Consider the following 10,584-nt stretch of genomic DNA (forward strand, 5'->3'; position numbering starts at 1 on the left):
CCTATGTAATGTCCGGCATATCCGCATTGGTTGCAGGTTGACTTGGAAATTTATTTCCCGGCCACTGCTTGGTGGAGAAATGGCTCACGGATTCGTTATCACTGGCCAAGACCACGTGGGCATCAAAACGTTCACCGGCCAGAATCTGCCCAACCCACAGCGCTGAATCGTCCCACATTTTGCTCAGGGGCAGGTGATCCACCGGATACCATGCAGGTACAAGCTCATCAGATGCTACGGCCATACCGCTAAAGTCGTGGGTGATAAATACGGTGCAGTCCATGTCGGCAAGGGGCGCATCCGGGAATCTAAAGAACACTCGAGCCGCCGGCTCAAGGGTCAACGCATTAGCCTCAAGCCCAGTTTCTTCGTGTAATTCTCGGACTGCTGCTTTGGCAGGGCTCTCCCCTGGCTCGATTTTTCCGCCAGGTGCTACAACACGTCCTGCGCCAAAGCCTCGTTGCTTGAGCCCCAACAAGACTTGTTGTCCCGTCAGCCCGCGTAAGACCGGTAGACATAAGACAACCTGGGTGGGGTTCGAAGATTCGGCGGTAGCCACGAAAGCACTCCTAACTGTGTGCGCGCGGGTGTGCCGCGGCGTAAACTTCTCGCAGCGTATCGGCAGTCACCAGCGTGTAGACCTGGGTGGTGGTCACCGATGCGTGACCGAGAAGCTCTTGAACCACGCGCACATCCGCACCACCTTCAAGCAGGTGCGTGGCGAACGAGTGGCGCATGGTGTGTGGGGAGACATCGTCTTCAACACCCGCACGTTCCGCGGCCTTAGTCAGTACCGTCCAAGCAGATTGGCGAGATAACCGGCCACCGCGCTGGTTCAGGAAAAGCGCTGCGGTTCCCTTGCCCTTGGAGACAAGTTCGGGCCTGCCACGCACCAGGTAAGCGTTGAGCGCATCAAGCGCATAGGAGCCCAAGGGAACAATGCGTTCCTTGGAACCCTTGCCAAAGAGCCGAACCACTGCCGGACCGTCGGCGGGGCGTTCAAGATGAAGATCATCAACATCAAGGCCGATGGCCTCGGAGATGCGAGCGCCGGTTGAATACAGAAATTCTAGGATGGCTCGGTCTCGTAGACCCGCGGAGGTATCAATAGAAACTGATTCGATGATCGCCGTTACCTGGGCAACGCTGATCGCTTTGGGCAATCGTCTCCCAGCCGTCGGCGGGTGAAGATCTACCGCCGGGTTGGTGGGAGCCAGCCCCTCAAGTTCCCAAAACTTATGTACCCCGCGCACGGCAACAATGGTGCGGGCCGCGGAGCGGGCACTAAGGGGTGCTCCCCCATCGGCGCCATCGCGCACCGCTTGCGCAAAAGTTGTCAGATGCTGCAGGGTGACTTGGCGTGGTGCGTTAACGATTTCGGCGTGCAGAAATAGTGCGTACCTGTAGAGATCGCGTTTGTAGGCGCTGACGGTATTTTTGGCCATGCCACGTTCAACCGCAAGATGTTGTAAGTATGTGGCAATGTGTTTCCCAATGGGCAACGTTGCCGGATCTGGTCCGGGGACTGGCACCGGATCGGCAACGAGAGCTTGTTGCGGTGTTTCATCGGGTGCCGAGCTGGAGGTGAGCACCGTGAGCTTGAGCGTTGGGTCAAGAGATTTCTGGCCGTGGTTTGGCTGAACCACATCATGCTGGTCCAGTGCGCTTAGCGTGTTCATTTCCTGTGTAGCATCATCGGTATTCATGCCGGCACCAAGTCAGAGCCTTGGCTCGGCGGAACGCAACAGCGGATGAGCATCAAACGGCGTATCAACGGCACGCAGCGAGGCATAGTTCTTTGAACGTGCCGCCACAGCGGCCAAAAGTCCGGCCACCGCCGAGGGATTATGGATACGCCCTGCCAAGACTGCGTCTACGGCCTCATCAAGGGGAACCCAGCGCACTTCCATATCCGATTCTTCATCGGTGCGTTCGTGTCGCTGATCTTCGGGAACCGGAACCGGATGGCGAGCCAGGTAGATTCGGATAGCTTCCGAGGATGAGCCCGGGGACAGGAACAGGTCCACGAGGACGGACCAATCGCTAGCGATCAGGTCTGCTTCTTCGGCGAGTTCGCGCGCGGCACCGACATGTGGTGGTTCGCCTTCGATGTCCATGAGTCCTGCGGGAATTTCCCAGAGTTTCATGCCTACCGGGTGACGATACTGATTAATCATCAGCACCTCATCGGCGTCGTTGAGCACAACAACCGCAACGGCGCCCGGGTGCTTAATGAAGTCACGAACCAGCGGATCCATGCCCGGTGCGTATTCGAATTCTTCCTGCGCGACATCCCAGATCCGTCCCTTGTAGACGGTTTGGGATGAAAGCAGGCGGCGAGGGCTGAACGAATCGCTCAGCACCTCGCCGTCTGTCATAGCCATGGTGTTACTTGCCAGCCTTCTGGAATTCCAAAGCGGCCTTGACCAAGCCCGCGAAGAGCGGGTGTGGGCGGGTCGGGCGGCTGGAGAGCTCGGGGTGAGCCTGCGTGGAGACGTAGTACGGGTGTACTGCCTTGGGCAGTTCAACGAACTCAACGAGCTTGCCATCCGGGGAGGTGCCGGAGAAGACCAGACCTGCCTCGGAAAGCTGGTCGCGGTAGGCGTTGTTGACCTCGTAGCGGTGGCGGTGACGCTCGGCAACTGCCGTCTTGCCATAGGTCTCGGCAATGACTGAGCCTTCGGTCAGCGTTGCGTCGTAGAGGCCCAGGCGCATGGTGCCGCCCAGGTTGCCCTTGCCGTCAACAATCTCCAGCTGCTCTTCCATGGTCGCGATGACCGGGTGCTTGGTTTCCGGCTCAAATTCGGTCGATGACGCATCGGCAAGGCCCACGACGTTGCGAGCGTATTCGATAACCATTGACTGCAGTCCCAGGCACAAGCCAAGGGTTGGCAGACCGTTTTCGCGGGCGAACTTCAGTGCGCCGAGCTTGCCATCGAGGCCACGGATGCCGAAGCCACCGGGGACACAGATGGCGTCCACACCGGCAAGTGCCTTCTTGGCACCGGCATCGGTTGAGCAGTCATCGGCTGGAACCCAGCGGATAGCTACCTTGGTCTTGTTGGCGAAGCCGCCGGCCCGCAGGGCTTCGGTGACCGAGAGGTAAGCATCGGGCAGGTCGATGTACTTACCGACAAGCGCGATTTCCACGTGGTGCTTGGGGTTATGCACCGCGTCCAGGAGCTTGTTCCACTTGGACCAGTTCACATCCTTGAACTTCATGCCAAGGTGCTGCACGATGTACGCGTCAAGGCCCTGGGAGTGCAGGACTACCGGGATGTCGTAGATGCTCGGTGCGTCGGCGCAGTTGATCACTGCTTCCGGATCGACGTCACAGGTCTTGCCGAGTTTGATGCGCATTTCGGGCGGGATCTCGCGGTCCGAACGGATCACGAGGGCGTCCGGCTGGATGCCGATCGAACGCAGGGCAGCCACCGAGTGCTGGGTTGGCTTGGTCTTCAGTTCCTGGCTCGGGCCGATGAACGGCACCAAGGAAACGTGGACGAAGAAGACGTTGCCGCGGCCGATGTCCTGGCGGACCTGGCGTGCGGATTCGAGGAAGGGCTGGGATTCTATGTCGCCAACGGTTCCACCGATTTCGGTGATGATGACATCCGGGGCCTTCTTGCCCTTGCCCGGATCGATGGCCGGCAGACGCATGCGACGCTTGATCTCGTCGGTGATGTGCGGGATGACCTGTACGGTGTTACCGAGGTAGTCGCCGCGGCGTTCCTTCTCGATGACCTCCGAGTAAACCTGACCGGTTGTCACGTTGGCCATGCCGGTGAGGTTCTCATCGAGGAAGCGCTCGTAGTGGCCGATATCAAGATCGGTTTCCGCGCCATCGTCGGTGACAAATACTTCACCGTGCTCGAAGGGGTTCATTGTTCCCGGATCCACGTTCAGATACGGGTCTAGTTTCTGCATCGTGACGGAAAGACCACGTGCTCGAAGAAGGTGACCGAGGCTGGAAGCCGTCAGTCCCTTACCGAGGGACGAGGCCACACCGCCGGTGACGAAGATATGCTTTGTCGTTTCAGACGACCGGGAATCACGGGAAAGATTACGTTGCACCACGGGGTTCTACCCTATCACCATTTCGTTGTTGACCATTTGAGAAAGACTCTACAGGCTCACCGCAATCGATGAGCCAAAAACTAGTATTAGGTAAGCGAGCTAACCAAGTGTTGTGCGTCGCTAAGTAATTCCTCGGCGTGCGCCTGGGCGGTTGAGGAATCTTCCTGTCCGGCCAACATCCGCGCCAGTTCGCGCACGCGTTCGGATTCTTCGAGCAAGACAACATCGCTCGAGGTAAATCCGGCACCGTCGGCTGCCGCGGCGTTTGAGGATTTGATGACCCTAATATGCCGGTCTGCGTAGGCGGCAACCTGCGGCAGGTGGGTGACGACTATCACCTGAACATGCTTGGCAAGCATTGCCAAACGTTTGCCGATTTCTACTGCCGCCTTACCACCAACGCCGGCATCAACTTCGTCAAAGACAAACGTTGGTACCGGGTCTACCGCGGCGAGCACCACCTCGATGGCAAGCATGACGCGGGAGAGTTCACCACCGGAGGCACCCTTGCCCAGTGGGCGTGGTGCCGATCCGGCGTGGGGTTGTAAGAGCATGGCGATGGAATCGGCACCGTAGCGGCCCGGGGCTTCCAAAGCGGAGAGTTCAACAACGAACTTGGCATCTGGCATGGCCAGGGCAGCAAGCTCTGCGGTAACCCGTGTGGCGAGGTCCTTGGCGGCCTTGGCTCGTAGCTTGCTCAGCTTGGCGCCCAGCTCCCCTACTTGCTTCTTCAGCGCCTCGGTCTCAAGCTGCAAGGCCTCGATGCGCCCGTCATCACCCTGAATTTCGGTCAGCCGGGTGCGCGAAACATCGGCCCAGGCCATGACCTCATCGATGCTTGGTGCGTATTTGCGGATCAGTCGGTTCAGATCTGCACGGCGTTCCTCGAGCGCCGCCAACCGATCGGGGCCCTCGGAATCCAAATCCGAGAGGTACGCGGCAAGATCCGTTGAGACTTCTGCCGCAAGGATGCCAATTTCATTAAGGCGTTCGGCCAGCGATTTCATTTCCGGGTCTTCGCCGGATACCTGCTCGAGTGCGTGCTTTGCCGTCTCCACCAGGGAGATCACGCTTGTTGCCTCATAGGCTTCACTATTGAGCGATTCGTGGGCCAAATCTGCTGCAGAGCGCAATCCTTCAACATTTGAGAGTTTCAGGGATTCGTTTTTAAGGTTGATATCTTCTGCGGGTTGCGGGTCAACCGCATCGATTTCTTCGAGTGCTATCTGGAGGGATTCTGCTTCTCGGATGCGTTCGCGGGAGGCCGCCGAGAGTGTTTCGAGTTCATGAGTTGCGCTCCCCCAACGGTCAAAGACATCCTGGTAGGCGCCCAGTGCTTTGGCCACGGGTGCGCCAGCAAACTTATCTAGCGATGCGCGCTGGGTGCTAGCACCCTTCAAGCGCATCTGGTCCGTCTGCCCATGAATGGCAATCAGGTCTTCACCAAGTTCGGCAAGCACTCCCACGGGAGCTGCACGGCCACCAATTGAGGCCCTGGAACGTCCCTCGGCCGAGAGTGTGCGGGTGATGATCAGTTCTGCTTCGTCGTTGAAGCGTTCAATGATTGCCCCGGTTTCCTCGGCACGTTCAAGAACCTTGCTGGTGGCCGGCAGGATGATTGAGGCATCGGCTACCGCTTGCTTGGAACCGTGGCGTACCGCCCCGGCATCGGTACGGCGACCCAATAGCAGTCCAAGGGCGGTGATGACCATTGTTTTACCGGCACCGGTCTCGCCGGTGACAACGCTAAATCCCGGGCCTAGCGGAAGTGTGGCTTGAGAGATGACGCCAAGGTCATTAATGCGGATTTCCTGGATCACAGTAGCCTCCGGTGTTCCTTGCCTGCGCTGGAGCTGGGTTCGGGTTTTGGTTCATGGTGTCGTGGTTCCACGACTTGCAATGGTGGGGTGATGATCGGCAGGCTGGTAGTTGCGGTGATCTGCTCACTTGCCTTGACCGGGCCACGCCACCCCTGGATGGGAAGTTCAAACTTGTTGACCAAGCGTTCGGAGAACGGGGTCTGGTTCAACCGGGCAAGTTTAACCGGGGTATCCGAGCGGGTCACTTCCACACGGGCTCCGGGGGGAAGTTCGATGGTCCGTCGACCATCACACCACAGAACTGCTTCGGCGTCGGTGCGGGTGAGGATCTCGATGGCAAGCCGGGAGCTGGGGGCCACCACGAGGGGTTTGGCAAAGAGTGCGTGGGCACTGATGGGCACCATGATCAGCGCTTCAACCTCGGGCCAGACCACCGGGCCGCCGGCGGAGAATGCATAGGCGGTGGATCCGGTGGGAGTTGCCATGACAACACCATCGCAACCAAAGGTGCTGAGCGGTCGTCCGTCGACCTCCATGACCACTTCGATCATGCGTTCGCGGTTGGCTTTTTCTATTGCTGCTTCATTCAGTGCCCAGGTGTGGGCGATACGCCGGTTACCGAGCCAAATTTGCACGTCGATTGCCATGCGTTTTTCTACCGTGTAGCAGCGTTCGACTATTGCCTGAACTGTTTCTTGCAGGGCTGTGCGTTCGGATTCGGCAAGGAATCCAACGTGGCCCAGGTTTACTCCCAGCAATGGGACACCAGCGTTACGCACTAATTCGGCGGCGCGTAATACGCTTCCATCGCCGCCAAGGACAACGCCTAATTCGATGGAAGAAAGGTCCGAGTCTTCATCGAGTACCTCGACCTGGAGCTTTTCGCCCTCGGGAGTGTTACGTACTGCCTGCATTTCAAGTCGTCGCATCACCGGGATCAAACCGGCCTCGCGCAAACGTGAACAAGTATCTACAGCGGCCGAAAGAGCATCTTCACGGCCGGTATGGGTGAGGACTAGAATCCTACGCATGCGTTCCTTTCCTCGGTTGCCCGAAGGTTAGGGACATCGGGTCAGATGCCAACGAATCTAAGAATAGTCAACCCCGGGCCAAGCACCGCTGTCGACGCGGGCTTGTGTAGGTGGCGTTTCGCTTTGTGAAGCACTCTTATGCAACCAGAGGAAGAACTCAACGTTTCCGTCTTGACCGGGCAAGGGGCTTCGGGCCAGCGATTTAACTACTAATCCTGCTTCAAGCCCGGAAGCCAATACTGTATCAACTGCCTTGCGGCGCATGAGCGGGCTGTTGACTACTCCCGTACGGGAAAGTTGCTCGCGGCCAATCTCAAATTGGGGTTTGACCATCAAGACAAGGTCTCCGCCGGGCTCTGTTGCTCCGGCCAATGCCTGCATGACCAGTGTCAGGGAAATGAAGGAAAGATCCGCAACCACTAGTTGCACCGCTCCCCCGATATGTGTTGGGTCAAGGTAACGCACGTTCATTCCCTCATGTACATGCACTCGGGGATCGGCGCGAAGTTCCGGCACCAGCTGATCATGCCCCACGTCTACCGCTTCAACGTGATCGGCTCCGCGGCGTAGCAATACATCGGTGAATCCACCGGTGGAAGCTCCTGCGTCAAGGCAGCGTTTGCCGCTGACAGTGATGGCGTTAAACACTTCAAGGGCACCTGCCAGCTTGTGGCCGGCACGGCTGACAAACTCTTCACCATCGGTGGCCAAAATGTTGATTGAAGTTTTTTCATCAACACTCTTTGCCGCTTTGGTTTGTATGACCCCGTTGATCAGCACGCGGCCTTCTACAATGAGGCGTGCTCCCTCGGTGCGGGAGCGGGCAAGCCCGCGGGTTGCCAGTTCTTGGTCGAGCCTGCTCACCATTGCTCCTGTGAGGTTGTTCCGAGGTCTGCCGAAAGTTGTGTGTGTAGCTCCTCGTATATGGCCAGATGTTCTGCCACAGGAAGTTCTGCAAGGGTTTCGAGGATGCCAAGATCCGTTGGTGTGCCTTCGGATCCTGAGGCTGTCTGTGGTGCGCATGGCACCGGTGCGTGCGTGGCACCTGGGCGCGGAATGTTATTGGAGCTCATCATCGTCTTGCGAGCTTAGCCCTAGTTGCCGATGGTTTGCTTGAAGAGCACTCTGGGTGCTGTTTCTTCATCCGTATGCGGGTGGGCCATCCACCATGCGGCACATGCCGCACGCCAAGCGTTGATATCCGATTCGTCCCCGGAGACCGTGATGGTTTGCCCGTTGACAGCAGCAAGAGCATCACCGCAGAGAATTCCATATCCGGTGACTTGGATGATGGGGTAGCTCTGATAGAGCCCCGAGAGATCATTGATCAGGTAATCGGGGCGCTGGGCTGTACATGCCCTCAGGGCAGTGGCACAGGAATCTACCCCGGTCAGTACCAAGACCGTGGCAAAGCCGGCGGCGTTGCCACCGAGGATATCGGTGTCGAGCCGATCCCCAACCACGAGTGGGCGGGTGGCTTCGAAGGCTTCTGCTGCACGTTGAAAGAGTAAGGGTTCGGGTTTGCCTGCGACCAGTGCTTTGGTGGTGGTTGCGGCCTGGACCGAGGCGACCAGCATTCCGTTCCCGGGAGCAATACCCTCGGCGCGTGGAATGGTTTGGTCGGTGTTGGTGGCGACCCAGAGTGCACCGCGGTTTATTGCGAATGCTGCCTCTGCTAGGTCCTTCCAGCCAATGGCCGGGTCAAATCCTTGAATCACTGCCTGCGGAGCATCTTTGTGGCTGGTTACAAGCTCCATCCCGTACGAAATGACGCACTCACGCAGGTAGGCACTGCCTACAACAAGGACCTTGGATCCTTGCGAAATTTTTTGGGCGAGGAGTTCGGCTCCGGCATCCGCAGAGCCAAATACTTGCTCTGCGGATGCCGGAGCTCCCAGCTCACTCAGGTGTGCGGCAACGGCCTTGGGTGAACGTGAGGCGTTGTTTGTGACATAAGCCAGTGAAACACCGTGTTCGTTCAGTCCGTTCAGGGCCTCGATGGCCTGGGGTATTGCACCGTTGCCGGCATAGACGACGCCGTCAAGATCGGAAAGTAGCGCGTCAAAACCTGAGATCAGCATGGATGAGTCGAATTCCTACTTTTCGTCGTTTTCGTCCTGGTCGATGACCGGTGAAGCACCTGACTCGTTGATCGGCTCTGCTGCCTCTTCATCGAGTTCTGGGTTTTCTTCTCCTGCTTCATCGGCCAACGATTCGGCTGCAACTTCGGTAACCGCGTCTTCGTCGGAAAGCTCTGTTGCTTCTTCCGAAGGCTGGTCCTCGAGGTCGGTTTCCGGGCCTACGATGTCGCGGGCACGGGGGCGACGCTCATCGGTTTCGTCGTCTTCACCGAAATCAATGATCTCTGGCTCTTCGAACTGACCGGTGCCCAGTGCTTCTTCTGCAACGGAGATCTGGTTGCGCCAGGTTTTTGCTTCTTCGGTGCGGCCAACGTTGTCTAGTGCATTGGCGTAGGCCAAGAACAGGCGAGGGCTGTAGCTGAAGGCACGGTTGAGTTCCAGCTGCGGGATTTCAAGCTCTGCCACTGCTGCTTCAAGGTTGCCAAGATCGTTCTGGGCGCCGGAGGCGACCATTGCCATCTCTACCTTGCCATTGGTATCGAGAGTTTCGACGACCTCGCTGTGTGCGATTTCCAGTGACTTCTCCGGACGGCCAATACCGCGTTCGGCATCAGCGATCAGTGGAAGGTGCAGGTTGTTGCCGCTGATGCGACGGTGCGTACGGAATTCGCGAAGCGCCTCGGCCCATTCGCCTGCGGCGTATGCAGCTAGGCCGACGGCCTCGCGGACAACAGCCACACGTCCGCCACGGCGGGACGCTGCGATGGTGTGCTCGTAGGCAAGCTGTGGATCGATGTCGATCAAGCGGCCGGCCATAACGAGGTGCTTGGAGACCCACTCGTTGTTGGTGTCATCCAAGTAGCGCAGTTCGGCACGGGTAATGCGATCTAGCTCCTTGCCTGTGACATCATCATCGATTTCCGGTGAACGGCCACGCTCTGGGCTGTTGGAGCTGCGCAAGTCCGCCGGGTTGTGTGCACGGCGAGCCTGCTCTTCATCGCGCAACGATTCAAGGTCAGCGGTGCTGGCCTCGCGACGGGGCTTGAAGTTTCCTTCACGACGATCGTTACCGCCACGAGATCCGCCGCGGTCTTCACGGGGCTTAAAGCCACCTTCGCGACGGTCTCCACCCTGGAATCCACCGCGATCTTCACGGGGCTTGAAGCCACCTTCGCGACGGTCTCCACCCTGGAATCCACCGCGATCTTCACGAGGCTTGAAGCCACCTTCACGGCGGTCATCGTTGCCACGGAATCCACCGCGATCTTCACGCGGCTTGAAGCCACCTTCACGGCGGTCATCGTTGCCACGGAATCCACCGCGATCTTCGCGCGGCTTAAAGCCACCTTCGCGACGGTCTCCACCCTGGAATCCACCACGGTCGTTGCCGCCACGGAAACCGCCACGATCTTCACGAGGCTTGAAACCGCCTTCGCGACGGTCTCCACCCTGGAATCCACCACGATCTTCACGGGGCTTGAAACCGCCTTCGCGGCGATCATCGTTGCCACGGAATCCACCGCGATCTTCGCGCGGCTTAAAGCCACCTTCGCGACGGTCTCCACCCTGGAATCC

11 protein-coding genes are annotated in these 10,584 nt (G+C 58.5%); 1 reads left to right on the forward strand and 10 read right to left on the reverse strand.

Annotation, left to right across the window (positions count from 1 at the left end):
* Position 1 precedes the first annotated feature (1 nt).
* The 10 genes from CQ018_RS16745 to CQ018_RS20345 form a co-directional block, all read right to left on the reverse strand.
* Positions 2 to 559: an 8-oxo-dGTP diphosphatase gene (locus tag CQ018_RS16745; RefSeq protein ID WP_181149960.1), complete on the reverse strand. Its 558-nt coding sequence runs from the start codon at positions 557 to 559 to the stop codon at positions 2 to 4.
* Between the two features lie 10 nt (positions 560 to 569).
* Entirely contained in the window at positions 570 to 1,706 is a 1,137-nt protein-coding gene (xerD, locus tag CQ018_RS16750) for a site-specific tyrosine recombinase XerD (RefSeq protein WP_258142668.1), read from the reverse strand.
* A 12-nt stretch (positions 1,707 to 1,718) separates the two neighbouring features.
* On the reverse strand, positions 1,719 to 2,384 hold the full coding sequence (locus CQ018_RS16755) for an NUDIX hydrolase (RefSeq protein WP_105551157.1): 666 nt from the start codon (positions 2,382 to 2,384) through the stop codon (positions 1,719 to 1,721).
* A gap of 4 nt (positions 2,385 to 2,388) precedes the next feature.
* The gene (locus CQ018_RS16760) at positions 2,389 to 4,077 is read right to left on the reverse strand and encodes a CTP synthase (protein WP_105551158.1); all 1,689 of its coding nucleotides are present in this window, start codon (positions 4,075 to 4,077) and stop codon (positions 2,389 to 2,391) included.
* A gap of 86 nt (positions 4,078 to 4,163) precedes the next feature.
* Positions 4,164 to 5,897, reverse strand: a complete 1,734-nt coding sequence (gene recN / locus CQ018_RS16765; RefSeq protein WP_105551159.1) for a DNA repair protein RecN — start codon at positions 5,895 to 5,897, stop codon at positions 4,164 to 4,166.
* Positions 5,894 to 6,928, reverse strand: a complete 1,035-nt coding sequence (locus CQ018_RS16770) for an NAD kinase (RefSeq protein WP_105551160.1) — start codon at positions 6,926 to 6,928, stop codon at positions 5,894 to 5,896. The genes recN and CQ018_RS16770 overlap by 4 nt, the downstream gene beginning before the upstream one ends.
* Positions 6,929 to 6,985: 57 nt before the next feature.
* Positions 6,986 to 7,795, reverse strand: coding sequence for a TlyA family RNA methyltransferase (locus tag CQ018_RS16775; protein ID WP_105551161.1), 810 nt, complete (start codon positions 7,793 to 7,795; stop codon positions 6,986 to 6,988).
* The gene (locus tag CQ018_RS16780; protein ID WP_146111941.1) at positions 7,789 to 8,004 is read right to left on the reverse strand and encodes a hypothetical protein; all 216 of its coding nucleotides are present in this window, start codon (positions 8,002 to 8,004) and stop codon (positions 7,789 to 7,791) included. The genes CQ018_RS16775 and CQ018_RS16780 overlap by 7 nt, the downstream gene beginning before the upstream one ends.
* A gap of 18 nt (positions 8,005 to 8,022) precedes the next feature.
* Positions 8,023 to 9,009: an HAD-IIA family hydrolase gene (locus CQ018_RS16785; RefSeq protein ID WP_105551163.1), complete on the reverse strand. Its 987-nt coding sequence runs from the start codon at positions 9,007 to 9,009 to the stop codon at positions 8,023 to 8,025.
* A 15-nt stretch (positions 9,010 to 9,024) separates the two neighbouring features.
* On the reverse strand, positions 9,025 to 9,969 hold the full coding sequence (locus CQ018_RS20345; protein WP_219844075.1) for a hypothetical protein: 945 nt from the start codon (positions 9,967 to 9,969) through the stop codon (positions 9,025 to 9,027).
* A 12-nt stretch (positions 9,970 to 9,981) separates the two neighbouring features.
* Between CQ018_RS20345 and CQ018_RS20350 the strand changes: the two genes are divergently transcribed.
* The coding region (locus tag CQ018_RS20350) for a hypothetical protein (RefSeq protein WP_219844076.1) at positions 9,982 to 10,584 on the forward strand (603 nt) is incomplete at its 3' end.

Source organism: Arthrobacter sp. MYb227, from assembly GCF_002975435.1.
Classification (GTDB): Bacteria; Actinomycetota; Actinomycetes; order Actinomycetales; family Micrococcaceae; genus Paeniglutamicibacter.

Coding starts and splice junctions, on each gene's coding strand:
- xerD (WP_258142668.1), bottom strand. CDS start 1,706: ATGAATACCGATGATGCTACACAGGAAATGAACACGCTAAGCGCACTG.
- CQ018_RS16755 (WP_105551157.1), bottom strand. CDS start 2,384: ATGGCTATGACAGACGGCGAGGTGCTGAGCGATTCGTTCAGCCCTCGC.
- CQ018_RS16770 (WP_105551160.1), bottom strand. CDS start 6,928: ATGCGTAGGATTCTAGTCCTCACCCATACCGGCCGTGAAGATGCTCTT.
- CQ018_RS16775 (WP_105551161.1), bottom strand. CDS start 7,795: ATGGTGAGCAGGCTCGACCAAGAACTGGCAACCCGCGGGCTTGCCCGC.
- CQ018_RS16780 (WP_146111941.1), bottom strand. CDS start 8,004: ATGATGAGCTCCAATAACATTCCGCGCCCAGGTGCCACGCACGCACCG.
- CQ018_RS16785 (WP_105551163.1), bottom strand. CDS start 9,009: ATGCTGATCTCAGGTTTTGACGCGCTACTTTCCGATCTTGACGGCGTC.